The sequence below is a fragment of the Streptomyces sp. NRRL S-118 genome (assembly GCF_000716335.1).
Classification (GTDB): domain Bacteria; phylum Actinomycetota; class Actinomycetes; order Streptomycetales; family Streptomycetaceae; genus Streptomyces.
The window spans coordinates 392,475-417,792 of the sequence record NZ_KL591003.1; the positions used below are offsets into that span (position 1 = coordinate 392,475).

The following is a 25,318-nucleotide window of genomic DNA, read 5'->3' on the forward strand; positions in this document are numbered from 1 at the left end:
CCCCGGCACCGGCGCGCGGGTCGCACTCACGAGAAAGGGAACATCACCGATGCGCGTGCTGTTCGCCACGATTTCCGAGAAGACGCACATGTACAGCATGGTCCCGCTGGCGTGGGCGCTGACCACGGCGGGCCACGAGGTGCGGGTGGCGAGCAGTCCGGCGCTCACCGACGCCATCACCCGCACCGGCCTGACCGCGGCGCCCGTCGGCACCGATCACCGGATGCACGACGGGTTCGCCGCGCACCAGGACCTGGTCGCGCGGATCTACGACGCCCGCAAGCGCGACGACCGCACCGAGGCACGGGCCCTGTACCGCACCCTGCACACGCTGCTGGAGAACGAGGTCACGGACTGGTCCGAGCCGAGCGCGGAGCGGGAGACCTGGGACAGCGTCCTGACCAAGTACCGCGTGGGCGTCGAGCACATGTACCGCGTGTACAACGACGGCATGGTCGACGACCTGGTGGAGCTGGCCCGCGCGTGGCAGCCGGACCTGGTGATCTGGACGCCGCTCACCTACGCGGCGCCGGTGGCGGCCCGGGTGGTGGGCGCCGCCCACGCCCGCCTGTTGTGGTCCGTGGACATCTACGCGGCGATGCGCGGCGTCTTCCTCGGCCTGAAGGAGCAGCAGCCGCCGGAACGGCGCGAGGATCCGCTCGCCGACTGGCTCACCGGACACCTCGCCCGGCACGGCAGCGACTTCGCGGAGGAGGTCACGACCGGTCAGTGGACCGTCGACCAGACCCCCGGGAGCCTGCAGCTGGCGCTGGACGTCCACCGCGTCCCGATGCGCTACGCGCCGTACAACGGCCCCTCGGTCGAACCCGGCTGGGTGCGGGAGCGCCCCGCCCGGCCCCGGGTCTTCTTCACCCCGGGGCACTCCTCGGCCGCCGTCATCGGCGCTTCGTACATGCCGGTGCAGGAGATCCTGGACGCCGTGGACGGCCTCGACATCGAGTTCGTCGCCGCGCTGCCCGCCCGGGAGACCGACGCGGTGCTGCGCATCCCGAGCAACACCCGGGTCGTCGACTTCGTGCCGCTGCACACGCTCGTGCCGAGCTGCTCCGCCCTCCTCCACCACGGCGGCTTCGGCGGCTGGTCGGCGGCCCTGCTGCACGGGGTGCCGCAGTTCCTGCTCCCGGTCCGCTTCTCGGACCTGTGGACCAAGGCCACCCTGCTCGACGCGCAGGGCGGCGGCGCGTACCTGCACGCGTCGGAGGTGACGGCCGAGACGCTGCGCGCGGGGCTGACCCGGCTGCTGGAGGACCCGTCCTACCGGTCCGGCGCCGCGCGACTGCGCCAGGAGATGCTCGCCGCGCCGACCCCCAACGACCTGGTGCGCACCCTGGAGGAACTGACCGCGGCGGCGCGCGGCGCAGGCGCCTGAGGGAGATCCGGTTCAGCCGGTGCCGTGGCCGGCGTTCCGATGGTCCGCCCAGATGTAGCTCTCGGGGAGGAGGTCGGTGATGGCGACGGTCCGCAGGCGGTCCCCCGTCCCCACGATCACGCCCAGCGCAGGGAAGTAGTCGAGCAGCACCTGGCGGCAGCGCCCGCACGGCGGCACCACGCCGCGGCCTCCGTCGCCCACGGCGACGACGGTCGTCAGGTCGTAGGCACCCTGGGCGGCGGCCGTGCCGATGACGACCAGCTCGGCGCAGGGCCCTCCGGTGAAGTGGTAGGCGTTGAGCCCGGTGACGATGCGGCCGTCCCGGGCGCGGGCCGCGGCGGCCATCGTGTGCTGTTCGCCGTGGCAGCGCGTGCGGGCGAGTTCGGTGGCGGCGGCGACCAGTTCCCGGTCGACGTCCGGCCCCTGTGCGGTCATGCTGCGTTCCCTTCTTCCGTGTCCCCGGTCCGCGTGCGCCCCGGGCGACTGGTGTGCCGGTGTCCCCCGTCCGCGCGCCCTCGGGCCCTGGTGTCCCGGTGTCCCCGTTCTCCCCTGTGCCGTCGCGCCCGGTCCGGGACCCGGTGCCTAGATCACGTTGAGGGCGGCGGCCCCGCCCACGCCGCCCAGGATCATGAAGGCCGGCATCAGCACCTTCAGCTCCACCCAGCTGCCCGCCCGGAAGCGGAGCACGGCCGGCGGGCCGACCGGGTACCAGCGCTTGCGGCCGACCGGGATCGGCCACAGGATCGGGCAGCCGGAGACGGTCAGGGCGTCCCCGATGTCGTGGACGAGCGCGCCCAGCACGATCGGCAGCCCGAGCCACAGGTACTCCTGCCCGGGCGCGGTGAACAGCCAGCCCGCTCCGTTGCCCGGCTGGTCCAGGATGCCCGCGAGGATCCAGGCGCTGGTGGCGCCCAGCAGCCACACCAGGACGTCGCTGGACACCCGGGCGGCGCGCCACAGCAGGCCCTCGACGGCCAGCACCAGGTGGATGAAGAGGATCGCCAGGACCGCCCACCGGCCGCCCCAGATGGCCAGCCCCGACGCGCCCGCCCCGCACAGGACCGCCCACACCCAGGTGTGTGTCAGGGTGCGGTGCCCGCCGCTCCTGCGGGCGTCGGCCGGGGTCTTGGTGGCCTTGTAGACGGCGTACGACAGCTTGTCGACGATCTCGCACAGCCCGCGCGATATCGGCCCGAAGGCGCGCGAAATCGTCGCCGACTTGTGGTCGAGGTCCGGGGCGAGCGCCGCTCCCGCGCAGATCAGGGCGCCGACGACGAGCACCGGCCAGGGCATCGGACGGCCCGCGGCCGCGGTGGCGGCCCCCACGCCCAGCCATGCGGCAGCGCCGGAGAGTGAGTGCGCCGGTCCCATCATGATGCTGTGCCCCGCCCCGTTGTTTCCTGTACCGCGTCGTGCCGGGTTTTCCGTGCCGCGCGGCCGAGTTGACGGGACAGCCTATCGCTCGGTGATCTTCCCGTGGACGGCCGGTTCCCGCTCATGGGGCCGGGCCAGGCAAGATGGGGGCGTGACCCTTATCGATCAGCTGCCGCCGGACGCCGACCCCGATGCCCTCTTCGAGGCCTTCTCGTCATGGGCGGAGGGCCGGGGGATCACGCTCTACCCGGCCCAGGAGGAGGCACTGATCGAGGTGGTCTCCGGGGCGAACGTGATCCTCTCCACCCCGACCGGCTCCGGAAAGAGCCTGGTGGCGGCGGGTGCGCACTTCACGGCGCTCGCCAACGACCAGGTGACCTTCTACACCGCGCCGATCAAGGCGCTGGTGTCGGAGAAGTTCTTCGACCTGTGCAAGCTCTTCGGCACCGAGAACGTCGGCATGCTGACCGGCGACGCGTCCGTGAACGCCGACGCGCCCGTGATCTGCTGCACCGCCGAGGTGCTGGCGTCGATCGCGCTGCGGGACGGCAAGGACGCCGACATCGGCCAGGTCGTGATGGACGAGTTCCACTTCTACGCCGAGCCGGACCGCGGCTGGGCCTGGCAGATCCCGCTGCTCGAACTGCCGCAGGCGCAGTTCGTCCTGATGTCGGCGACGCTCGGCGACGTCTCGATGTTCGAGAAGGACCTCACCCGCCGCACCGGGCGGCCCACCTCCGTGGTCCGCTCGGCGACGCGGCCGGTGCCGCTGTCGTACGAGTACCGGCTGACGCCCATCACGGAGACGCTGACCGAGCTGCTGGAGACCAAGCAGGCGCCGGTCTACATCGTCCACTTCACCCAGGCGCAGGCGGTGGAGCGGGCGCAGTCGCTGATGAGCATCAACATGTGCTCGCGCGAGGAGAAGGACAGGATCGCCGAGCTGATCGGCAACTTCCGGTTCACCACCAAGTTCGGCAAGAACCTCTCCCGGTACGTGCGGCACGGCATCGGCGTGCACCACGCCGGCATGCTGCCCAAGTACCGGCGCCTGGTCGAGAAGCTGGCGCAGGCGGGCCTGCTGAAGGTCATCTGCGGCACGGACACCCTGGGCGTCGGGGTCAACGTCCCGATCCGCACGGTGCTGTTCACCGCGCTGACCAAGTATGACGGCAGCCGGGTGCGCACGCTGCGCGCCCGGGAGTTCCACCAGATCGCGGGCCGGGCCGGCCGCGCGGGCTTCGACACCGCCGGTTTCGTGGTGGCGCAGGCCCCAGAGCACGTCATCGAGAACGAGAAGGCACTCGCCAAGGCGGGCGACGATCCGAAGAAGCGGCGCAAGGTGGTCCGCAAGAAGGCGCCGGAGGGGTTCGTCGGCTGGACGGAGAACACCTTCGAGAAGCTGATCGCCTCCGAGCCGGAGCCGCTCACCTCCCGCTTCCGCGTCACGCACACCATGCTGCTGTCGGTGATCGCCCGGCCGGGCGACGCCTTCGAGGCGATGCGCCGGCTGCTGGAGGACAACCACGAGCCGCGCAAGAACCAGCTGCGGCACATCCGCCGCGCCATCGCGATCTACCGTTCGCTGCTGGACGGCGGCGTGGTCGAGCAGCTCGAACGGCCCGACGCCGAGGGCCGCACGATCCGGCTCACGGTCGACCTCCAGCAGGACTTCGCGCTCAACCAGCCGCTGTCGACCTTCGCGCTGGCGGCGTTCGACCTGCTCGACCCCGAGTCGCCGTCGTACGCCCTGGACATGGTGTCGGTGGTGGAGTCGACGCTGGACGACCCGCGCCAGATCCTCGCCGCCCAGCAGAACAAGGCGCGCGGCGAGGCGGTCGGCGCGATGAAGGCCGACGGCGTCGAGTACGAGGAGCGGATGGAGCGGCTCCAGGACATCTCGTACCCGAAGCCCCTCGAGGAACTGTTGTGGCACGCGTACAACACGTACAAGAAGTCGCACCCGTGGGTCGGTGACCACCCGGTCTCGCCGAAGTCCGTCATCCGCGACATGTACGAGCGGGCGCTGTCCTTCACGGAGTTCACCTCGTTCTACGAGCTGGCGCGGACCGAGGGCATCGTGCTGCGCTACCTGGCGTCCGCGTACAAGGCGCTGGACCACACCATCCCCGACGACCTGAAGACCGAGGACCTGGAGGACCTGATCGCCTGGCTGGGCGAGATGGTGCGGCAGGTGGACTCCTCGCTGCTGGACGAGTGGGAGCAGCTGGCCAATCCGGAGGTCGAGACCGCCGAGGAGGCCCAGGAGAAGGCCGACCAGGTCAAGCCGGTCACGGCCAACGCCCGCGCGTTCCGGGTGCTCGTGCGCAACGCGATGTTCCGCCGGGTGGAGCTGGCCGCGCTGGACCAGCTGCGGGAGCTCGGCGAGATGGACGCGGAGTCCGGCTGGGACGAGGAGCGGTGGGCGGAGGCGATGGACGCGTACTGGGAGGAGTACGACGACCTCGGCACCGGCCCGGACGCGCGCGGGCCGAAGCTGCTGTCCATCGAGGAGGACGCGGCCCACGGGCTGTGGCGCGTCCGGCAGACCTTCGCCGACCCGAACGGCGACCATGACTGGGGCATCAGCGCGGAGGTGGACCTGGCGGCCTCGGACGAGGAGGGCCGCGCGGTCGTCCGCGTCACCGACGTCGGCCAGCTCTGAAAGGATCCGTGGATGACCAACCCCGCCGAGCGACTCGTCGATCTGCTCGACCTCGAGCAGATCGAGGTGAACATCTTCCGCGGCGCGAGCCCGCAGGAGTCCCTGCAACGGGTCTTCGGCGGGCAGGTCGCCGGCCAGGCCCTGGTCGCGGCCGGCCGCACCACGGACGGCGACCGGCCGGTGCACTCGCTGCACGCGTACTTCCTGCGGCCCGGCATCCCGGGGCTGCCGATCGTGTACCAGGTCGAGCGGGTGCGGGACGGGCGGTCGTTCACCACGCGCCGGGTCACCGCGATCCAGCAGGGGAAGACGATCTTCAATCTGACCGCCTCCTTCCACCAGCCGGAGGAGGCGGGCTTCGAGCACCAGCTGCCGCCGCGGCTGGAGTTCCCGCCGCCGGAGTCGCTGCCGTCGGTGGCGGACGAGGTGCGCGAGCACCTGGGCGCGCTGCCGGAGGCGATGGAGCGGATGGCGCGGCGCATGCCGTTCGACATCCGGTACGTCGACCGGCTGCGGTGGACGGCGGAAGAGGTCGAGGGCGCCGATCCGCGCAGCGCGGTGTGGATGCGGGCGGTGGGCCCGCTGGGCGACGACCCCCTGGTGCACACGTGCGCGCTGACGTACGCCTCCGACATGACCCTGCTGGACGCGGTCCGCATCCCCATCGAACCGCTGTGGGGGCCGCGGGGGTTCGACATGGCGTCGCTGGACCACGCGATGTGGTTCCACCGGCCGTTCCGGACGGACGAATGGTTCCTGTACGACCAGGAGTCGCCCATCGCGACCGGTGGCCGCGGCCTGGCGCGCGGCCGCATCTACGACCGGGAGGGCCGGCTGCTGGTCTCGGTGGTGCAGGAAGGCCTGTTCCGCAGGCTGGGCTGACCCGCGCCTTCGCCGACCGCTGAGGGCGCGCCCGGTCCCGGCGCCACCGTGACCGGCCGTGCCGACCTGATCAGGGCCGCCCTCGGCCACCGCTCATCTTCGAAGGGAACGTCACGCCTCTGTCACGGACCCGACGAATCGCGACCACTCCTCGCGGCTGACGGAGATGTGAGGCCGCGACACGTTCTTGGAGTCACGTACGCACACGGTGCCACCGGAACGGTGCCCTCGAACACCGCCCGCGCATAACCTTGCGACTGCAACAACCCCGGAACCAGCCGGCACTCGTACGTGCACAGGCCCACCGCCACCCGCTCCAGCCGAGCCCACTGACGGAACCAGGCCGCGAGTCCCACGTCTCCGCGCCCCCGTGTCACGTACTGCGACGACCTCCGCAGCGCGCCCGTGTTGCCCAGTGCCACCTCGGAGCGCTCGACCAACGCCACGTCGGGCATCCGACGCCCCGACTCCACCGACTCCACCGTGTGCCTGGAGAAGCTGACCAGGTTCGCGAACTCGGCTCTGCTGTGACCCGCGTGCTCGCGCAGTGCCTGCACGACCGCACCGAACGTCCGCAGGCTGTCCGAGGGATCGGGCTCACGCTCCGCCCCACCGCCCGGCACGTCCTCGTCGTCCACCACACCGCCGCCGGTCATCCGCGGCCACCTCCGGTTCCGTACACGCGCTGATCGCCAGTCCCCACCGCATGACACCCAGCGCGGCGCATGAACCGTCGTAACGTCCACGGAATGTGCTCGTACGCTGACGCAACGTACCCCGCGGGCGCGGCGCGGCGCGGTGGAAGGGCAGCGGGCGGCCGAAGGCCGACGGCGCGGGCGCCGGAGGCCGTACGGACGAGGCCGGACGACGCCAGGCGCGAGGCCGGGCCGGCGGCCGCGACCGGAAACCACACCGACACCATCGGAGCCGACTGGGCTGCCACCGCCGGGTCGTCAAGCCGCAGCCTGGTCGACTACGGCCGACTCACTGCGTGGACAACAGTGACCATGATCTACGGCGACATCGCGTGTCCCCGGCGGGCCACGCCATGGAACTCATCACCGTGCCGTACGGCGGCTGGACCTCGTAGCACCTGTGACGAAGGCCCGCATCAGGTGTCGCGCATGTGCTGTGCCCGGCGGCGACTGGCCCGTGCCACAGAAGACACGGCGCCGGCCTGAGCCTCCACCAGGTCGTCCGCGAGCTGCAGACCGTCTGGGCGGGGGCGGAGCGGGACTCCAGCACGTCAGACGGCGACCACATGAACGTCCGTCGGTGCGAGGACCGCGAGGTAGGCGTGGATGTCCGCAGGGTCGGTGGTGAAGATCACCGCGCTGCCGTGCCGGGCGGCTGCCAGAGCCACCCAGGCATCCACCGCGTCCGGCCGCTTCTTCGCGGGCAGGGCCGCCCGGCCCAGGGCGGTGCCGATGCGCCGACAGTCCGCGAGGTCCGGGCCCGTCGCGCAGGCCAGGCACTTGGGACGGCCGGCCTTCGTCTCCCGCATGGGCGGCTCGGACGTACGGGCCTGAGGGACGGTGCAGTCCTTCAGGACGCCGGACAGGGCGTGCACCAGCGCCGGCTGCGGGCGCCACACCTGGGCGAGGACCGGTCCGAGCACCAGCGCCCGGTGGGGAACCGTGCGCAGCCCCTCGTGGAGAGCCACCGCCTTCGCCTTGCGGTCGGCGAGCGCGATGAGCATGCCGGTGTCGTAGACCGGCACCCGTGCGCTCACGCGGCATGCCCCGGACGGCGGCCCTGCCGGTCCTGGCCGTGGACGAGTCCCAGGGCCTCCTCGACTTCGAGGCGTTCCTGCTCCGTCAGTTCCGCGGCCGGTTCCCGGGCGGGTTCGGCGGGCAGCCCGTCCGCTGCCCGCTCGGCCCGGGCGATGAGTGCGTCCACCTCGGCGAACTGTTCCTCTATGGCATCGCTCTCGGCCATCTGGCGCGTTGCGGCATGCACCAGGTACGCCGAGACGTCCATGCCCGCGCGTTCCGCGTGCTGCTTGATGCGTTCGGCCTGGTCCTGCTCCAAGCTGATGCTGATCCGCGTCTTCGCCACGAAGGCATCGTAATACGCGTATGACGGTAGTGCGAGTGCCGTGGATACGGGCGATGCGCGTCCGCCTCGCACGCCGGGCACGAGGGGGCAGTCCGCCATCACGTCCGGGGCCCCGGATCACCCGCTCGGCCTCGTGAGAGCCCCTGTTGCACCACCGCGTGCGGTCAGTGCCGCCTGATGAAGGCCCCTGCCCGGCAGCGTTCTTGATGGACCGTCAGACATGGCGCGGCCCTGCTACGATGCCGCGATATTTGATCTTGCAGGTCGTTCACCGGTTGCGTGGCCCTCGCTCGTTTCCGGGTCCTGGTGCGTGTCCCACCGGCCCAGCGGGATCCACAGCGGCTCGGAGAGCCGCTCGGGCGGCATCCGGTGCCCTGCCCCCGTACACGTCCCTCCCATGGTCGGAAAGGTCATGCCGAGAACACTCCGAATACTCTGCCTCGCGCTCCTCGCTGTCCTGGCGTCCGCGGTCCCGGCGCAGGCGGGCTCCGCGCTGCCGGGCGACAAGGCCAACTTCGTTGTCGCCACCGGCAACCTCACCGCGGGCGCCCGCACCAACTGGCTGCGTCTGGGCACGTACGCCTTCGACTCCGCGAACGGCACCGTCTCCGCCCGCATGCACCTGTGGGAGCACGCCAGGCCGCAGGCCCGTGTCGGCACCGGGACCGTGCCCGGCGACTCCTGCTCCACGACATCCCTCTCCACGAGCGCCACGGTGGTGCGCGCCTGCGAGATCCAGACGGCGGGCGGCTTCACCGCCGATCCGAAGGACCTGCGCACCGGCACGTTCGAGATGCGGACCGAGACGGTCGGCGGCGTGGCCAAGCCGGTGCTGTGGATCTCCTGGAACACGACGACGGCGTGGACCGAGAAGTGGGTGGTGGAGACCTCGCCGGGGCTGGCCCGGCTGTCGTTCCTGTACTCCACCAAGGCCACGACCGGCTACGGCTACGGCAGCAACGCCGCGCTGAGCACCCGGCGGGCGATGTCCTCCGTGCAGGCGCACCCCGACCCGCTCACCCTGCAGGGCCAGACCTGGACCCACGACCAGGTCTCGTCCGCCGGCGGCGTGTTCCAGCACACGTCGTTCAGGACCTGCGACCGCACCAGCTGGTGCCTGACGATGCTGCAGCCGACGTCCGCGCGGGCCTGCCAGGCGACCGGCGGCTGCCCGACGTACGGCGGCGGCACGACCGCGAACGTCTCGTCGCTCCAGTACTACCTGCAGAAGCTCTCCAGCACCGACCGGCGCGACACGCTGTGGCACTGGTGCACGTGCCTGGCGATGGAGCAGAACCGGACCTGCTACACGGGCAACTCGCACGTGAAGCCGATGCTCCAGATCATCGACGATGCGGGCACCTTCCGCGGCTGGGTGGGTGTCGAGGCGTCGTTCTACCCGTACAGCGGCACGGACCCGCGGGCCAACGACATGCTGGGCGTGTTCCGCATCGCCGACTGGGTCTGACGGATCGGCCGGATCGGGGCGCGGTGCCGCCGGAGCGCGTGTTTTCATCGAGCCTGTCGGCATCGTGTCCCGTTACCCCCGATGAGGAGTCCACATGAGCCTGTACGACATCCCGCTGCGCACCCTGTCCGGTGAGGCGACGAGCCTGGCCGCCCACCGGGACAGGACGGTGCTGGTGGTCAACGTCGCCTCCCAGTGCGGTCTGACCCCGCAGTACGCGGGGCTGGAGCGGCTGCACAAGCAGTTCGCCGACCGCGGGTTCACGGTGCTGGGCGTGCCGTGCAACCAGTTCGGCGGGCAGGAGCCGGGCTCGTCCGAGGAGATCGCCACCTTCTGCTCGGCCACGTACGGCGTGACGTTCCCGCTGCTGGAGAAGATCGACGTCAACGGCCCGGACCGGCACCCGCTGTACGCGGAGCTGACCCAGGTGGCCGACGCGGACGGCGCGGCGGGGGACGTGCAGTGGAACTTCGAGAAGTTCCTGATCTCCCCGCGCGGTGAGGTCACCCGCTTCCGTCCGGCCACCGACCCGGAGTCGCCGGAGCTCGTCGCGGCGGTCGAGGCGGCGCTGGGCGCCTGACGCGCCGGATGGTGCGGGCGCGTCAGCGGGCGGGGCGGGCGGACCACAGGCCCGCCGCGCTGCCGGGCCGGTTCCGGCCGCGCCGCGGCGGGCGGCGCCAGGCCGACGAGTCCCACGGCGGCCGCCGGCGAGGCGACGACGGCGCCGGTCCGGCCCCGACCGCGGCGTGCGGTCCATGAGGAAGGGTGCATGGCTCCCCTCTCCTCAGGGGTCCGTCCTTCAGTACGGCACCGGGAGGATGCTCACGCGACCGCGCTGAGGGTGTCCGCGAGGCGGTGCCGGGCCGCGCGGGCCGCGGGCAGGGCCGTCAGGGCGATCGCCCCGAGCACGGCGGCCGCGGCCAGCAGCGCGAGCTGCCCCAGGGGCGGGGCGTGGGCGATGCCCGCGCCGATGCCGGTGGCGTGGGCCTCGCGGTCGATGAGCCAGTGGGCGAACGGCACGCCGACGGCCGTCGCGACGGAGGCGGCGGCGAGGGCGGTGCATCCGATGGCCGTCACGGTGACGGCCGTGATCTGGCGCGGCGACAATCCGATCGCCTTGAGGGCGAGCAGGTCGCGTTCGCCCTCGCGCAGGCTGCCGCCGATGGCGGTGGACAGTTCCGTGAGCCCGATGAGGGCGAGGACGCCGATCAGTCCGGCGACGACCCCGCGCAGTGCGGAGAGCCGGTCGGCCGGGTTGCTGACCTCGTGGATCTCCAGCCCGCCCGCCGATGCCTCGGCGAGTCCGGTGCGGACCGCGCGCGGGTCGGCGCCCGGGGCGAGCTGGAGCTGGTAGAGGGTGGGGCGCAGGGCGGGATCGTTCTCGCGAAGGGTGTCGAGCGAGGTGGAGATGACCCGGCCGCCGTTCTCCGGCTCGATGCTGCGGCCCACCAGGTGCAGCACCTGGGGGTGGCCGCCGACCGTGACACGTACCCAGTCGCCGACGCGTACGCCGAGGAGGTCGAGCAGGCCCTGTCCGGCCACGGCCTCGTCGGGGCCGGTGGCCGGGCGGCCCTCCGCGATCGAGTACGGGTAGGGCTCCTCGCGGGTGCCGAGGCCGCGCAGCGCGATCGTGCCGGTCTGGCCGGGGACGAGGGCCGCGACCTCCAGGCCCGGGTGAGCCGCCGTGACGCGCCGGTCGGCCTTCAGCAGCGCGGTCGCCTCGCGGTCGGTCAGGGCGGCGTCGGGGCGGGCGGTGAGCGCGGCGGCGAGGCCCAGCTGCTCGGGGCGGCTGTCGAAGCGCTCGATGGTGGTCCACGCGCCGAGCGCCACCGTGATCAGCAGCAGCGGCAGGGCGAGGCGGACGATGGTGGCGGGGGCGCGGCGCCCCCGTCCGAAGGCCCGGTGCCAGCCGAGGACGAGCGCGGGCGGTACACGCAGCCCGAGCGCCGAGCGGGCGGCCCGCGACAGCCCCCCACCGGGGGCCACGCCCGCGGGCAGGACCGGTACGGGCTCCACGCGCCCCGCCCGCCAGGCGGCCAGGCACGTCGCCGCCCCGATGAACAGCACGGCCGCCACGGGGACCGCGAGCAGCGCCGCGGCGTGCCCCGGCAGGCCCTGCCAGACCGCGACCGCGTCGCCGAGCCGGCCGGGCAGACGGCTGCCGAGCGTCTGGGTGAGCACGGTCGCGAGGGCCGCGCCGAGCGCCGCGAAGGCCAGGTGCTGGACGAGGAACACCCGCACGACCTGCCCGGGGGTGAAGCCGATGGCCTTGAGGACGGAGATGTCCCGCAGATGGCCGCGGACGCGGGTGCTGATGGCTCCGAACACGGCGAGCGCGGCGGCGATGAGCGCACCGAGGCCGAACAGGCCGAGGACCTGGCCGAGCAGCCGGGTGTCGCCCTGCGCCTCGGCCCGGGCCTGCTGCCAGGTGCTGACGTCCGTGACGGCGCCCGCGCCGAGCGCGGTCACGGCGCGCTGCACCGCGTAGCCGGTGTCGTCGGGGTCGTGCAGCCGCAGTCCCACGACCTGCCCGCCGGTGCGGTCGCCGGGTACGGTGCCCGGCAGGGCCCATACGGTGCCGGGCCGCTCACCGGGCCGGTAGCGCGGCTCGGCGGAGTCGGCGACGCCGAGCACGGTGAGGGTGCGGGGCGCCGGCCCGTCGGATTGCGGGCGCGCGGCGGCGGTGCCGGCCGGCAGGGTCAGGCGGTCGCCCGGTTCCGCCCACAGGGCGCGAGCCAGGCCCGTTTCGAGGACGACGCCGTCGGGGACGGCCGGGTCGAGCCACCGTCCCGCGGCCAGGAGCGGACGGCCGGTCGCGGGGGGCTGGGCGCCGGCGGCGCGCAGCTCGACGCCGGCGCGGGCGCCGCGCGAGGCGAGGGTGGTGGTGGCGGTGCGGTACGGGCCGGTGACGGTGTCGACACCGTCGAGGGCGGCGAGCCGGGACGTCTCGGCCGACGGCCCGGTGTGGATCACGACGTGCGCGCCGCGTGACTGCGCGAAGATCCGCTGCCAGGGGTTGGTGGCGTAGCCGAAGAGCGCCGTCGCCAGCAGCAGCGAGGCGACGATCCCGGCGGTCGCGGCGACCATGAAGAGCGCCTCGCCGCGGTGCGTCCGCAGATCGGCGTGCGCCCAGCGCAGCATCGCCCGCACGGCCGGTCAGTCCTTCAGTTCGTTCAGTTCGAGCACGCCGGACAGGCCGCGGCCGCGCGAGGGGGCGCCGCCGAGTTCGGCGTCGTCGGCGATGCGGCCGTCGAAGAAGCTGATCACGCGGTCCGCGGCGCTGGCGAGCCGTGCGTCGTGCGTGACGAGGACGATGGTCTGGCCGCGCTGGTGGAAGCGGGTCAGCAGTCGCATCACCTCGCGGGTGCCCTTGCTGTCGAGGCTGCCGGCCGGTTCGTCGGCGAGCAGCAGCCGGGGCTGGTTGACCAGCGCCCGGGCGAGGGCCACGCGCTGCTGCTGGCCGCCGGAGAGTTCGCCGGGCATGCTGCGCTCCTTGCCCTCCAGGCCCAGCTCGGCCAGCAGCTTCTCGCGCTCGGCGCGGGCCTGGCGGGCGGTGCGGCCGGCGAGCAGGGCGGGCAGCTCGATGTTGTCGGCGACCGTCAGGTTCGACACGAGGTTGAAGAACTGGAAGACGATGCCGATGCGCCGGCGCCGCTCCACGGCCCAGCGGGCCTCGCTGTAGCCGTCCGTGCACTCGCCGTCGAGCCACAGGGATCCGCTGTCGGGACGGTGGAGCCCGCCGAGGAGGTGCAGCAGCGTGGACTTGCCGGCGCCGGAGGGGCCGGTGACGGCGACGAACTCGCCGCGCCGGACGGTCAGGTCGACGCCGCGTACGGCGTGCGCGGGCGCGCCCTCGCCGTGGTGGGTCTTGACGAGTCCCTCGGCGCGCAGCAGGGGTATGGGGGCGGCGTCCGTCATTGCAGCTCCTCCAGTTCCTCCTGGCAGCGTTCCAGCCAGTCGAGGTCGGCCTGCAGGTGCAGCATGGCGCCCTCGATCAGCAGGTGGGCTATGCGGTTGTCCCGGTCTTCGGTGGCGGCCAGCTTGGACAGGTTGCGCATGGTGTTGAGGTACTCGCGGCGCTGTCTGTTGATGAGGGCGATCTGGTCGGCGAGACCGGTCCGGGGTGCCAGGGCGAGCTTCATGAAGAACTCGTCCCGGACCCGGGGTTCGTCCGCCGTCTCCTCGAACCAGGCGCGCAGCGCTTCCTGCCCGGCGTCGGTGAGGCGGTAGATCTTCTTGTTGGGCCGGCTCTCCTGGGCGATCTCCTCGCCCTCGATCAGCCCGGACTTCTCGAGCCGGCCGAGCGTGACGTAGATCTGGCCGACATTGGTGGGAGGGTACGCGGAGCCCAGCAGCTGCTCAAGGTCCTGCTTGAGCTCGTAGCCATGGGCGGGGCCCCGGGCCAGCAGCGCGAGGAGGGGAAGGCGCACCCGTGCTGTCCTCCTCCGCGTGCTCCAATGTGATGTGGGCTCTAGTATCGCCCATGCCTAACGGGTATACATGCCCTGATGCCGGACGAAGGTGTACGGCGGTGGTGCTCAGGGAGGAACCTATGCGGTGGATACGCGCCGCCGGTAGGGGTCTCCTGGTACTGGCGGTCGTCCTGTGCGGTCACGCCGCCTCGGCCGGGCCGGGGGACGGCGGGCGTGACGACGGGCGCGGGCCCATGACGCTGGCCACCGCCGCTGACCTCACCGGTTACCTGGGGCCCGTGCTGGAGGGATGGAACCGCACGCACCCCGGCGAGCGGGTCAGCCTCGTGGAGCTGCCGGATTCGGCGGACGAGACCCGCGCGCAGATGATCACCGATCTGAAGTCGGGCGGGGGCCGCTTCGACGTCCTCAACATCGATGTCGCGTGGACCTCGGAGTTCGCGGCGGCGGGCTGGATCGCGCCGCTGGAGCGCGACCGCTTCCCGCTGCGGAGCTTCCTGCCGCCCGTGGTGGACACGGCGACGTACGACGGGAGGCTGCACGCGGTCCCGTACGTCACCAACGCGGGGATGCTCTTCTACCGCAAGGACGTCCTCGACGGCGAGGGCGAGCGCCCCCCGCGCACCTGGGCCGAGCTGGAGCGGCAGGCGCGGACGATCGCCCCCCGCCACGGGCTGGCGGGCTACGCGGGGCAGTTCCTGCCGTACGAGGGTCTGACGGTGAACGCCGCGGAGGCCGTGTACTCGGCGGGCGGCACGATCCTGGGCGACGACGGCGAGCGGGTGACGGTGGACTCCGCCGCCGCCCGCTCCGGCCTGGGCTTCCTGGCCCGGGGCGTCCGTGACGGCTGGATCCCGCGCGAGGCCCTGACCTTCAAGGAGGAGGAGTCGCGCCAGGCGTTCCAGGACGGCCGGCTGCTCTTCCTGCGCAACTGGCCGTACGCGTACGCCGGCGCCTCCGGCCCCGGGTCCGCCGTCGCGGGGAAGTTCGGCGCCGTGCCGCTGCCGGGCCCGGACGGGCCCGGGACGAGCGTGCTGGGCGGCTCGAACCTGGCCGTCAGCACCCATGCGCGCCACCCCAGGTCGGCGCGCGACCTGATCGCGTACCTCACGAGCGAACAGGTGCAGCGCCGGGTCCTGACCGAAGGCGCGTTGCCGCCCGTGCGGGCTGCGCTGTACACGGATCCCGCGCTGGTGCGCGCGTTCCCGTACCTGCCCACGCTGCGGGCCAGCGTGCTCGCGGCGGAGCCGCGCCCGAAGAGCCCGCACTACGAGCAGGTGAGCCTGGCCGTGCAGGCCGTGGCACACGACGTGATGGCGCAGCACCAGACGCCCGAGGCGGCGGTGCGCCGGCTGGCCGCCGAGCTCGCGGCGATCGCCCGCCGCCGCTGAGCTCGCGCCGCCGCTCTCTCCACCAGGGCTCAATACATACCTGTTAGGTATCAGCATCCGGGCCGACCCGCCTCAAAAGCCGGGTCAAACCAGGACATGAACCCCCGCCACCCATTTCGTTGCTGCACATTCATTGACACCCTCTCGTCATCGCTACTTAACATGCATGCATAACCGCTACCCGCTCTGGGTGGCGTGCACCCCTTCACGAAGAAACAGGTCAACGGGTGATGCTCACAGCCCTCAGCAGCCGCCACTGGTGGCGCGACGCGGTGATCTACCAGGTGTACGTCCGCAGCTTCCTGGACAGCACCGGTGACGGGATCGGCGACCTCGCCGGGGTCCGGGCCGGCCTGCCGTACCTGAAGAAGCTCGGTGTCGACGGCATCTGGCTGAGCCCGTTCTACCCGTCGCCGCAGCACGACCACGGATACGACGTCGCGGACTACTGCGACGTGGACCCGGTCTTCGGCGACCTCGACGAGTTCGAGCGGCTGGTCGCCGCCGCGCACCGCCTCGGCATCAAGGTGCTCCTGGACATCGTCCCCAACCACTGCTCCAGCGAGCACGCCTGGTTCCGCGAGGCGCTCGCCTCCGGCCCCGGCAGCGAGGCCCGCGCCCGCTTCCACTTCGCCGAGGGCCGCGGCCCGGACGGCGACGTGCCGCCCAACAACTGGCACGCCATGTTCGGCGGCCCCGCCTGGAGCCGGGTCGTCGAGGCGGACGGCACGCCCGGGCAGTGGTACCTGCACATGTTCACGCCCGAGCAGCCGGACCTGAACTGGCGCAACCCGGAGGTTCCCGCCCACTTCGACCAGGTGCTGCGGTTCTGGCTGGACCGCGGGGTCGACGGTTTCCGCATCGACGTGGCCGCCGGGCTCTTCAAGCACCCCGAGCTGCCCGACTCCCCCGACCCCGAGGCCGACGCCCGCACCCGCGACTCGGTCAACCCGCTCGCCTGGAACCAGCCCGAGGTCCACGACGTGTGGCGGGCCTGGCGCGCGGTGTGCGAGGAGTACACGGCCCGCGACGGCCGCGAGCGCCTGCTCGTCGGCGAGGTGTCGGTGCCGACCGCCCGCGAGCACGCCAAGTACGTGCGCCCGGACGAACTGCACCAGGCGTTCTTCTTCGACCTGCTCAGCGCGCCCTGGGACGCCGACGCCTTCCGCAAGGTCATCGACGAGGCCATCCGCGACATCGCCGGCACCGGCTCAACCGTCACCTGGGTGCTCAACAACCACGACCAGATCCGCAGCGTCACCCGGTACGGGGACTCCGGCACCGAGGGCAGCGGCCTGGGCGCCGCCCGGGCCCGGGCCGCCGCGCTGCTGATGCTGGCGCTGCCGGGTGCCGCGTACATCTACCAGGGCGAGGAGCTGGGCCTGCCGGAGGTCGTGGACCTGCCGGACGAGGTGCTCACCGACCCGATCTTCCGGCGCACCGGCAGTCGCGCCCGGATCCGCGACGGCTGCCGTGTGCCGCTGCCCTGGTCGGGCCACGCCTCGCCGTTCGGCTTCAGCACGGGGGCGGAAAGCGCACGCCCGTGGCTGCCGCAGCCCGGCTGGTTCGCCGAGCACGCCACCGAGCGGGCGCTGGCCGACACCCGCTCGTTCTGGCACCTGTACCGCGAGGGCCTGCAGCTGCGGAGCAGCCTGCCGCAGCTGGGCGAAGGCACCCTGCGCTGGCTGGACACCCCGCCGGGCGTCCTCGGCTTCGTGCGCGGCGACGGACTCGTCTGCGCCGTGAACTTCTCCACCGCTCCGGTGCCCGCCCCGGTCACCGGCGCCCCCCTGCTGTCCAGCGGGATATGCCCGGACGGCGTCCTGCCCGGATCCACCGCCGCCTGGTGGATCAGTGACGACCTCACCTCCTCCCCGAAGGGAACCCAGAGATGACGCGACGACCGATGCTCCGTCGGACCGCCCTGGCCTGCTGCTCGGCCCTCACCCTCGCGCTCGGCGCCACCGCCTGCGGCGGCGACCCCGTGAGCGCGGGCGGCGGGAGCAAGGAGCTCAGCGGGCAGACCCTCAACGTGGCGGGCGTGTGGTCCGGCGCCGAGCAGAAGAACTTCCAGAAGGTGCTGGACGCCTTCACCGAGAAGACCGGCGCCAAGACGCAGTTCGTCTCGACCGGTGACAACGTCTCCACGGTCGTCGGCAGCAAGATCGAGGGCGGCAACGCCCCGGACGTGGTGATGGTCCCCCAGGTCGGCGTCCTCCAGCAGTTCGCCCGGAAGAACTGGCTCACGCCGCTGTCGAAGAGCGCCGAGAAGTCCGTCGACACGAACTACGCGCCGGTCTGGAAGGACTACGGCTCCGTCGACGGCAAGCTCTACGGCCTGTACTTCAAGGCGGCCCACAAGTCGACCGTGTGGTACAGCCCGGAAGCGTTCGAGCAGGCGGGCGTCAAGCCGCCGGCCACGTACGACGAGATGCTGAAGACCGCCCAGGCCGTCTCCGACTCGGGCCTGCCGGCCTTCGCGGTCGCCGGTGAGGACGGCTGGACGCTCACCGACTGGTTCGAGAACATCTACCTCTCCCAGGCCGGCCCGGAGAAGTACGACCAGCTCGCCCAGCACAAGATCAAGTGGACGGACCCGACGGTCGTCAAGGCCCTGACCACGCTCGGCTCGCTGTTCTCCGACAAGAAGCTGATCGCCGGGGGCCAGAAGGGCGCGCTGTCCACGGACTTCCCCGCCTCCGTCGAGAAGGTCTTCGGCCCCGACCCGGAGGCCGGGATGGTGTACGAGGGCGACTTCGTCGCCGGGATAGCCAAGGACCAGTTCGGCAAGAAGATCGGTGAGGACGCCCGCTTCTTCCCCTTCCCCGCGGTCGCGGGCGGCAAGGAGCCGGTGGTCAGCGGCGGTGACGCGGCCGTCGTGCTGAAGGACGGCAAGAACCCGAAGGCCGCGATGGCCTTCCTGGAGTTCCTGGCGACGCCGGAGGCGGCGGCCGTGTGGGCGGAGGCCGGCGGCTTCCTGTCCCCCAACGAGAACGTCGACCTCGCCGCGTACGGTGACGTCACCCTGCGCGAGGCCGCCAAGTCGCTGATCGACGCGGGCGACTCGGTGCGCTTCGACATGTCGGACCAGGCCCCCGCGGCCTTCGGCGGCACCAAGGGCACGGGTGAGTGGAAGCTGCTGCAGGACTTCCTGCGCGACCCGTCGAACCCGGCCGCCACGGCGGCGCAGCTCGAAGCCGCCGCCGCCAAGGCGTACAAGAGCTGAGGCGGACGCCATGACCACACTCACCGCTCCTCCCCCGCAGCCGCGGGCCGACGCCCCGCCCGGCGGGCCGGCCGGCAACCCGCGGCTGCGGGCCCGGCGCCGACGCCGGATCATCGCCGTGGCGTTCGTCCTGCCCGCGCTGCTGCTGCTCGGCGCGCTGGTGGTGTACCCGGTGCTGTTCTCCGTCGGCCGCAGCTTCTTCGACGCGACCGGGACCCGGTTCGTCGGCGGGGGCAACTACGCGGAGATGTTCCGCGACCCGGCCACGCTCACGGCCATCCGCAACAGCGCCATCTGGGTCGTCGTCGCACCGACGCTGCTCACCGGGCTCGGCCTGATCCTGGCCGTCCTGGTGGAGAAGGTCCGCTGGGCCACCGCGTTCAAGCTGCTGCTGTTCATGCCGATGGCCGTCTCCTTCCTGGCCGCCGGGATCATCTTCCGGCTGGCCTACGAGGAGGACCCCGACAAGGGCGTGCTCAACGCGGCCGTGGTCGGTGTGCACGACGTGTTCGAGGACTCGTCGTCCTACCCGGCGGCCCGGCCGCGCGACGACCAGGGCCTCGACAAGGCTCCGGACGGCTCGTACGGCACCACCGGGACGGTGTCCCCGGGGCAGTCGGTCTCGCTCGGCCTCGTCGGCGTACCGCCCAAGGAACTTCCCGCGGACGCCGAGCCGGCGTCCGCGGGCGGGGCCCCGGGCCCGGGCGAGGTGCGCGGGGCCGTGTACCTGGACTTCACTCCGGGTGGCGGGGGGCGGCCGGGCGTGATCGACGACGCCGAGCGCGGACTGCCGGGCCTGACGGTCGAGGCGGTCCGGGACGGCACGGCGGTCGCCACCGCGACCACGGCGGCCGACGGCTCGTTCCGCTTCGCCGGCCTGGACCCGGGCGCGTACACGGTCCGGCTGCCCGCGAAGAACTTCGCGCCGCCGTACGAAGGTGTGTCGTGGCTCGGTCCGGCCCTCGTCACCCCGGCGATCATCGGTGCGTACCTGTGGATCTGGACGGGGTTCGCCATGGTGCTGATCGGCGCCGGTCTGTCGTCGCTGCCGCGCGACTGCCTGGAGGCGGCGCGGATGGACGGCGCGAACGAGTGGCAGGTCTTCCGCCGGATCACCGTGCCCCTGCTGGCTCCGGTGCTGACCGTCGTCTTCGTCACCCTCGTCATCAACGTGATGAAGGTCTTCGACCTCATCTACATCATCGCGCCCGGTCCGGTGCAGGAGGACGCCACCGTGCTGGCCACCCAGATGTGGCTGGTGTCCTTCGGCGGCGGCAACAACCAGGGGCTCGGCAGTGCGCTGGGCGTGCTGCTCCTGCTGCTGGTGATCCCGGCCATGGTGTTCAACGTCCGCCGTTTCCGCAGGAGTCAGTCATGAGCGCGACCGTATCGACGCCGGGCGGCGGGCGGCTGCGCCGCTGGCTGGGCAACGGAGTGGTGCAGGCGTTCCTGGCCGTCGTCGGTCTGATCTGGGTCACCCCGGTCGCGGGACTGCTGCTGTCGTCACTGCGCTCGGCGCAGGACAGCGCGGCGAGCGGCTGGTGGACGGCGCTGACCGACCCGGGGCAGCTGTCCTTCGACAACTACGCGGCGCTGCTGGGCAACGCGGGCATCACCCGGGCGTTCTGGAACACGGTGCTGATCTCGGTGCCGACGACCGTGCTGGTCGTCGTCATCGCGGCGCTCGCCGGGTACGCCTTCGCCTGGCTGGAGTTCCCCGGCCGTGACTGGATCTTCCTGCTGGTGGTGGCGCTGCTCGTGGTGCCGGTCCAGGTGGGCCTGCTGCCGGTGGCGAAGCTCTTCGGGCAGCTGGGGCTGTTCGGCACGATTCCGGGCGTGGTGCTGTTCCACGTCGCGTACGGTCTGCCGTTCGCGGTGTTCCTGCTGCGCAACTACTTCGCCGACATCCCGCGGGAGATGCTGGAGGCCGCCCGCATGGACGGCGGCGGCGAGTGGCGGATCTTCACGCAGCTGGTGCTGCCGGTGGGCCGGCCCGCCATCGCGAGCCTGGCGATCTTCCAGTTCCTGTGGGTGTGGAACGACATGCTGGTGGCGCTGCTCTTCGCCGACACCTCGTCGCAGCCGCTGACGGTGGAACTCCAGTCGCAGGTGCGCCAGTTCGGCAGCAACATCGACGTCCTGGCGCCGGGCGCCTTCCTCTCGCTGGTGGTGCCGGTGGTGGTCTTCTTCGCCTTCCAGCGGCACTTCGTGCAGGGGGTGATGGCGGGATCGGTCAAGTGAGGCCACGGCTACGGGCGGGGCGCCCGCTTCCCCACCGGGAAGGGGCGCCCCGCCGGTCCGCGTCAGCGGATCGGCATGCCCGACAGGGTGCGGGCGATGACCAGGCGCTGGATCTCGCTCGTGCCCTCGAAGATGGTGTAGATCGCGGCGTCGCGGTGCATGCGCTCGACCGGGTACTCGCGGGTGAAGCCGTTGCCGCCGAGGATCTGGATGGCCTGGGCGGTGACCGTCCTGGCGACCTCGCTGGCGTACAGCTTGGACATGGAGCCCTCGGCCGAGGTGAACGGCTTGCCGGTGGTGGCCATCCAGGAGGCGCGCCACACGAGCAGGCGGGCGGCGTCGATCCGGGTGCGCATGTCGGCGAGCTGGAAGGCGATGCCCTGGTTGTCGATGATCGGGCGGCCGAACTGCCGGCGGGTCTTCGCGTAGTCGAGGGCCACTTCGTACGCGGCGCGGGCGGTGCCCACCGCCATCGCGCCGACGGCCGGGCGGGAGGCCTCGAAGGTGGCCATGGCGGCGTTCTTCACGCGCTCGCCGTCCTTCCCGGCCTTCTCGCGGGCCCGGGCGAGCCGCTCGTCCAGCTTCTCCTTGCCGCCGAGCAGGCAGGAGCCGGGGACCCGGACGTCCTCCAGGACGACCTCGGCGGTGTGGGAGGCGCGGATGCCGTGCTTCTTGAACTTCTGGCCCTGCGAGAGGCCCGGGGTGCCCGGCGGCACGATGAAGGACGCGTGCCCCTTGGAGCCGAGGCCGGGGTCGACGGCCGCGACGACGACGTGGACGTTGGCGATGCCGCCGTTGGTGGCCCAGGTCTTCGTGCCGTTGAGGACCCACTCGTCCTTGGCCTCGTCGTAGACCGCGCGGGTACGCATGGAGGCGACGTCCGAGCCGGCGTCGGGCTCGGAGGAGCAGAAGGCGGCGACCTTGACGTCGTCGGTGTCCCCGTACATCTGCGGGATCCAGGTGCCGATCTGCTCCTCGGTGCCGTTGGCGAGGACTCCGACGGCCGCGAGGCCGGTGCCCACGATGGACAGCGCGATGCCGGCGTCGCCCCAGAACAGCTCCTCCATGGCCATCGGGATGCCGAGACCGGTGGGGTCGAAGAACTGCTGGGCGTAGAAGTCGAGGGAGTAGATGCCGAGCTTGGCGGCTTCCTGGATGATCGGCCAGGGGGTCTCCTCGCGCTCGTCCCACTCGGCGGCGGCCGGCCGCATGACGTCCTCGGCGAAGCCGTGCAGCCAGTCACGGACCTGCTTCTGGTCGTCATTGAGATCGAGCGTGAACTCGGCCATGGTTCCTCCCGGCGTGTTACTTGCGGTAACCGCAGTCTGTTACCGGCAAGTAGCCGCTGTCAACCAGCAGCGGGCGGAGGGCGGGTGTTACGTTGCGCAGGCGTCACGGAATTCGCACGGGCGGGGAGACACGCTATGGACACCACACACCGGACCGATCAGCAGAGGTCCGCCGACCAGCGGCGACGCGAGCTGCTGGAGGCCGCCGACCGCGTGGTGCTCCGCGACGGACCCCAGGCGTCGATGAACGCCATCGCCGCGGAGGCCGGCATCACCAAGCCGATCCTGTACCGCCATTTCGGCGACAAGGGCGGCCTGTACCGGGCCCTCGCCAAGCGTCACACCGACGCCCTGCTGGCCGCGCTGCGCACCGCGCTGGACGCACCGGCCGAGCGGCGCCAGCGGGTCGAGGCCACGCTCGACACCTACCTCGCCGCGATCGAGGCGCGGCCGCAGGTGTACCGCTTCCTGATGCACCCCTCGGAGGACGCCGGCCACCAGTCGGAGCAGGGCTTCGACATAGGCCGGCACTCGGCGCCCGTGCTGCGCCGGATGGGCGAGGAGCTCGCGCAGGTCATCGCCGAGCGCGTCGACCTCGGGCCCGCCAGTGAGGTGATGGCCCGGGTGTGGGGGCACGGCATCGTCGGGATGATGCACGCGGCCGGCGACTGGTGGCTCGGCGAACGCCCGTGCACCCGGGCGGAGTTGGTACGCGGGCTGGCCGACCTGCTGTGGGGCCGGCTGGAACAGGTCGACGACCGCGCGGGCGGCGCGGGGTTCTAGGGACACGATCCAGGAGTGTTCGCCGGCCGGGCCGGAGCCGCGAGCCCGCCCCGACCGGCGGGACCCCCGGGGCACGTCCGGCACGGAGGCCGGGACGCGGCGCCGGAACAAGGCGGACCCGGCGCCGGAGGACGGACCCGGTACGGGAGGCCGGAGCACCGGCCGGTGCCTCGTCCGGGTCCGGCGGGGCGTCAGCGGTCCCGCGCCCAGGACGCCCGGCGCGCCGCCCGCAGGGTCTTCGCGCGGCGCCAGCCGGTGAGGCGGTCGGGGTAGACCAGGCCCTCCAGGTGGTCGCACTCGTGCTGCAGGCACCGCGCGAAGAACCCCGTCCCTTCCACGCGCACCGGAGCGCCCAGCATGTCCACGCCCTCCACCACCGCATGGTCGAAGCGCTCCGTGCCGGCTTCCAGGCCCGGCAGGGAGAGGCAGCCCTCGGCCCCGCGCACCGTGACCCCGTCCGCCTCCACCAGCCTGGGGTTGACGACGTGGCCCAGGTGCCGGACGTCCTCGTCGTCGGGGCAGTCATGAACGAACACCCGCAGACCGACACCGATCTGGTTCGCCGCGAGACCGACGCCCTGCGCCGCGTACATCGTCGCGAACATGTCCTCGATCAGCCGGGCCAGGGACGGGCCGAAGTCGGTGACGGGCTCGCAGGGCGTGTGGAGCACCGGTTCGCCGAGCAGCGTCATGGTGCGGACGCGGCCGGAACTGCCGGGGATCGGGCGGTTTCGCATGGCGTCAGCGTACGTTCCGTACCGGTTGCGCCGTCACCCGACCGTTTCAGCAGGTGGCGGGGTTCGGGCCCTCGTCCGGATCTCGATAGGCTGAGCCCGGACCCACGCTAGGAGGAACAAGGACGATGGCAGGCAACTCGGAGCCGCTGTCGCCGCGAGCCAAGCTGGCCGTGACGGCAGGCAAGGCCGCAGCGGCGGTGTCTCGCGCGGCGGGACGCGGCAGCGGATCGGTGATCGGCGGCCGGGTGGCGCTCAAGCTCGACCCCGACCTGCTGGGACGGCTGGCGCAGCACCTGGACGTGGTCCTGGTGTCGGCGACCAACGGCAAGACCACCACCACCCGGCTGATCGCCGAGGCGCTGCGGGCCAGTGGCCCGGTCGTCTCGAACGCGCTCGGCGCGAACATGCCCGCGGGCATCACCTCGGCTCTCGCGGGCGGCTCGGACGCGAAGTACGGCGTCATCGAGGTCGACGAGAAGTACCTGGCCGGTGTCGCGCGCGACGTCGAGCCCAAGGCGATCGCGCTGCTCAACCTCTCGCGCGATCAGCTCGACCGGGCCGCCGAGACGCGGATGCTGGCCGAGAAGTGGCGCGAGGGCCTGTCCGGGTCCAAGGCCGTCGTCATCGCCAACGCCGACGACCCGCTGGTGGTGTGGGCCGCGTCGTCCTCCGCCAACGTCGTCTGGGTGGCGGCCGGTCAGGAGTGGAAGGACGACGCCTGGTCCTGCCCCGCCTGCGGTGGCGTGATGCAGCGCCCCGGCGACGACTGGTTCTGCGGCGAGTGCGGCTTCCGCCGCCCCGCCCCGAGCTGGGCGCTCAGCGGCGACCACGTGCTGGACCCGCACGGCTCGGCCTGGCCGATCCACCTCCAGCTCCCGGGACGCGCCAACAAGGCGAACGCCACCACCTCCGCCGCGGTCGCGGCCGTGTTCGGCGTACCGCCGCAGGTCGCGCTGGAGCGGATGTACCAGGTACAGGCGGTGGCCGGCCGGTACGACGTGGTCTCGTTCCTCGGCCGTGAGCTGCGGCTGCTGCTGGCGAAGAACCCCGCGGGCTGGCTCGAAACGTTTTCGCTGATCGACCCGCCGCCCACGCCGGTGATCCTCTCCGTCAACGCCCGCGGTGCGGACGGCACGGACACGTCGTGGCTGTGGGACGTGGACTACACCCGGCTGGCCGGGCACCCGATCGTCGTCATCGGCGACCGCCGCCTCGACCTGGCCGTGCGCCTGGAGGTGGCGGGCCTGGACTTCCGGGTGAGCGACACGCTCGACGAGGCGGTCCAGCTGTCCCCGCCCGGACGGATCGAGCTGATCGCCAACTACACCGCGTTCCAGGACGTACGCCGCCGCGTCGGCAACTGAGCCCGTGAAGGACAAGA

Annotated in this window: 22 protein-coding genes and 1 pseudogene; 12 read left to right on the top strand and 11 right to left on the bottom strand. The window is 72.2% G+C overall.

Going from position 1 to position 25,318, the window contains the following annotated elements; genetic code table 11:
• Nucleotides 1-49 precede the first annotated feature (49 nt).
• A complete protein-coding gene (locus IH00_RS0108450) occupies nucleotides 50-1,390 on the top strand; it encodes an activator-dependent family glycosyltransferase (RefSeq protein ID WP_031071244.1) in 1,341 nt (446 codons plus the stop codon).
• A gap of 12 nt (nucleotides 1,391-1,402) precedes the next feature.
• Here IH00_RS0108450 and IH00_RS0108455 read toward each other — a convergent pair whose 3' ends face one another.
• Nucleotides 1,403-1,825 (bottom strand): cytidine deaminase family protein, encoded by a 423-nt coding sequence (locus IH00_RS0108455; RefSeq protein WP_031071245.1) that lies wholly within the window; start codon nucleotides 1,823-1,825, stop codon nucleotides 1,403-1,405.
• Nucleotides 1,826-1,972: 147 nt separating this feature from the next.
• Complete coding sequence (locus tag IH00_RS0108460) at nucleotides 1,973-2,764, bottom strand: metal-dependent hydrolase (RefSeq protein ID WP_031071247.1); 792 nt, start codon at nucleotides 2,762-2,764, stop codon at nucleotides 1,973-1,975.
• A gap of 151 nt (nucleotides 2,765-2,915) precedes the next feature.
• Between IH00_RS0108460 and IH00_RS0108465 the strand changes: the two genes are divergently transcribed.
• Nucleotides 2,916-5,429, top strand: coding sequence for a DEAD/DEAH box helicase (locus tag IH00_RS0108465; RefSeq protein ID WP_031071249.1), 2,514 nt, complete (start codon nucleotides 2,916-2,918; stop codon nucleotides 5,427-5,429).
• Nucleotides 5,430-5,441: 12 nt separating this feature from the next.
• Nucleotides 5,442-6,311 carry an acyl-CoA thioesterase gene (locus IH00_RS0108470; protein ID WP_031071251.1) on the top strand — a complete coding sequence of 290 codons (870 nt, stop codon included), beginning with the start codon at nucleotides 5,442-5,444 and terminating at the stop codon, nucleotides 6,309-6,311.
• Between the two features lie 111 nt (nucleotides 6,312-6,422).
• Here IH00_RS0108470 and IH00_RS40000 read toward each other — a convergent pair whose 3' ends face one another.
• The 4 genes and pseudogenes from IH00_RS40000 to IH00_RS0108485 form a co-directional block, all read right to left on the bottom strand.
• The gene (locus IH00_RS40000) at nucleotides 6,423-6,608 is read right to left on the bottom strand and encodes a DUF397 domain-containing protein (RefSeq protein ID WP_078887650.1); all 186 of its coding nucleotides are present in this window, start codon (nucleotides 6,606-6,608) and stop codon (nucleotides 6,423-6,425) included.
• A pseudogene (locus tag IH00_RS0108475) lies at nucleotides 6,524-6,967 on the bottom strand (Scr1 family TA system antitoxin-like transcriptional regulator); the annotation flags it as partial. The pseudogene IH00_RS0108475 and the gene IH00_RS40000, both read right to left, overlap by 85 nt.
• 590 nt (nucleotides 6,968-7,557) lie before the next feature.
• On the bottom strand, nucleotides 7,558-8,043 hold the full coding sequence (locus IH00_RS0108480) for a PIN domain-containing protein (RefSeq protein ID WP_031071255.1): 486 nt from the start codon (nucleotides 8,041-8,043) through the stop codon (nucleotides 7,558-7,560).
• Nucleotides 8,040-8,369 (bottom strand): plasmid mobilization protein, encoded by a 330-nt coding sequence (locus tag IH00_RS0108485; protein ID WP_031071257.1) that lies wholly within the window; start codon nucleotides 8,367-8,369, stop codon nucleotides 8,040-8,042. Before IH00_RS0108485 ends, IH00_RS0108480 begins: the two co-directional genes overlap by 4 nt.
• Before the next feature lie 412 nt (nucleotides 8,370-8,781).
• Here IH00_RS0108485 and IH00_RS0108490 point away from each other — a divergent pair, with 412 nt between their 5' ends.
• Both IH00_RS0108490 and IH00_RS0108495 read left to right on the top strand, forming a co-directional pair.
• Complete coding sequence (locus IH00_RS0108490) at nucleotides 8,782-9,837, top strand: hypothetical protein (RefSeq protein ID WP_158827749.1); 1,056 nt, start codon at nucleotides 8,782-8,784, stop codon at nucleotides 9,835-9,837.
• A gap of 94 nt (nucleotides 9,838-9,931) precedes the next feature.
• Nucleotides 9,932-10,417, top strand: coding sequence for a glutathione peroxidase (locus IH00_RS0108495; RefSeq protein ID WP_031071260.1), 486 nt, complete (start codon nucleotides 9,932-9,934; stop codon nucleotides 10,415-10,417).
• Nucleotides 10,418-10,659: 242 nt separating this feature from the next.
• On the opposite strand, the gene IH00_RS0108500 is transcribed toward IH00_RS0108495, so the two are convergent.
• From IH00_RS0108500 to IH00_RS0108510, 3 genes are read right to left on the bottom strand one after another with little or no spacing between them, the layout of a single operon-like run.
• Nucleotides 10,660-12,987: an FtsX-like permease family protein gene (locus IH00_RS0108500; RefSeq protein ID WP_031071261.1), complete on the bottom strand. Its 2,328-nt coding sequence runs from the start codon at nucleotides 12,985-12,987 to the stop codon at nucleotides 10,660-10,662.
• Between the two features lie 6 nt (nucleotides 12,988-12,993).
• Nucleotides 12,994-13,755, bottom strand: coding sequence for an ABC transporter ATP-binding protein (locus IH00_RS0108505; protein WP_031071262.1), 762 nt, complete (start codon nucleotides 13,753-13,755; stop codon nucleotides 12,994-12,996).
• Nucleotides 13,752-14,267: a PadR family transcriptional regulator gene (locus tag IH00_RS0108510; RefSeq protein WP_031071264.1), complete on the bottom strand. Its 516-nt coding sequence runs from the start codon at nucleotides 14,265-14,267 to the stop codon at nucleotides 13,752-13,754. Before IH00_RS0108510 ends, IH00_RS0108505 begins: the two co-directional genes overlap by 4 nt.
• Nucleotides 14,268-14,389: 122 nt before the next feature.
• Between IH00_RS0108510 and IH00_RS0108515 the strand changes: the two genes are divergently transcribed.
• From IH00_RS0108515 to IH00_RS0108535, 5 genes are all read left to right on the top strand, one after another.
• Nucleotides 14,390-15,661 carry an ABC transporter substrate-binding protein gene (locus tag IH00_RS0108515; RefSeq protein ID WP_031071266.1) on the top strand — a complete coding sequence of 424 codons (1,272 nt, stop codon included), beginning with the start codon at nucleotides 14,390-14,392 and terminating at the stop codon, nucleotides 15,659-15,661.
• Nucleotides 15,662-15,891: 230 nt separating this feature from the next.
• Nucleotides 15,892-17,556 carry a glycoside hydrolase family 13 protein gene (locus IH00_RS0108520; protein ID WP_031071267.1) on the top strand — a complete coding sequence of 555 codons (1,665 nt, stop codon included), beginning with the start codon at nucleotides 15,892-15,894 and terminating at the stop codon, nucleotides 17,554-17,556.
• 11 nt (nucleotides 17,557-17,567) lie between these two features.
• Nucleotides 17,568-18,887, top strand: coding sequence for an ABC transporter substrate-binding protein (locus IH00_RS0108525; RefSeq protein ID WP_420710865.1), 1,320 nt, complete (start codon nucleotides 17,568-17,570; stop codon nucleotides 18,885-18,887).
• 10 nt (nucleotides 18,888-18,897) lie between these two features.
• Nucleotides 18,898-20,265 carry an ABC transporter permease subunit gene (locus IH00_RS0108530; RefSeq protein ID WP_031071272.1) on the top strand — a complete coding sequence of 456 codons (1,368 nt, stop codon included), beginning with the start codon at nucleotides 18,898-18,900 and terminating at the stop codon, nucleotides 20,263-20,265.
• Nucleotides 20,262-21,128 (top strand): carbohydrate ABC transporter permease, encoded by an 867-nt coding sequence (locus IH00_RS0108535; protein ID WP_052411272.1) that lies wholly within the window; start codon nucleotides 20,262-20,264, stop codon nucleotides 21,126-21,128. The genes IH00_RS0108530 and IH00_RS0108535 overlap by 4 nt, the downstream gene beginning before the upstream one ends.
• Before the next feature lie 62 nt (nucleotides 21,129-21,190).
• Here IH00_RS0108535 and IH00_RS0108540 read toward each other — a convergent pair whose 3' ends face one another.
• Nucleotides 21,191-22,417: an acyl-CoA dehydrogenase family protein gene (locus IH00_RS0108540; protein WP_031071275.1), complete on the bottom strand. Its 1,227-nt coding sequence runs from the start codon at nucleotides 22,415-22,417 to the stop codon at nucleotides 21,191-21,193.
• Between the two features lie 135 nt (nucleotides 22,418-22,552).
• On the opposite strand from IH00_RS0108540, the gene IH00_RS0108545 reads away from it, so the two are divergent.
• Nucleotides 22,553-23,200, top strand: a complete 648-nt coding sequence (locus IH00_RS0108545) for a TetR/AcrR family transcriptional regulator (protein ID WP_031071277.1) — start codon at nucleotides 22,553-22,555, stop codon at nucleotides 23,198-23,200.
• A gap of 191 nt (nucleotides 23,201-23,391) precedes the next feature.
• Here IH00_RS0108545 and def read toward each other — a convergent pair whose 3' ends face one another.
• On the bottom strand, nucleotides 23,392-23,937 hold the full coding sequence (gene def / locus IH00_RS0108550) for a peptide deformylase (protein WP_031071279.1): 546 nt from the start codon (nucleotides 23,935-23,937) through the stop codon (nucleotides 23,392-23,394).
• A gap of 125 nt (nucleotides 23,938-24,062) precedes the next feature.
• Here def and IH00_RS0108555 point away from each other — a divergent pair, with 125 nt between their 5' ends.
• Complete coding sequence (locus IH00_RS0108555) at nucleotides 24,063-25,301, top strand: Mur ligase family protein (protein WP_031071281.1); 1,239 nt, start codon at nucleotides 24,063-24,065, stop codon at nucleotides 25,299-25,301.
• The last annotated feature ends 17 nt before the right edge of the window (nucleotides 25,302-25,318 follow it).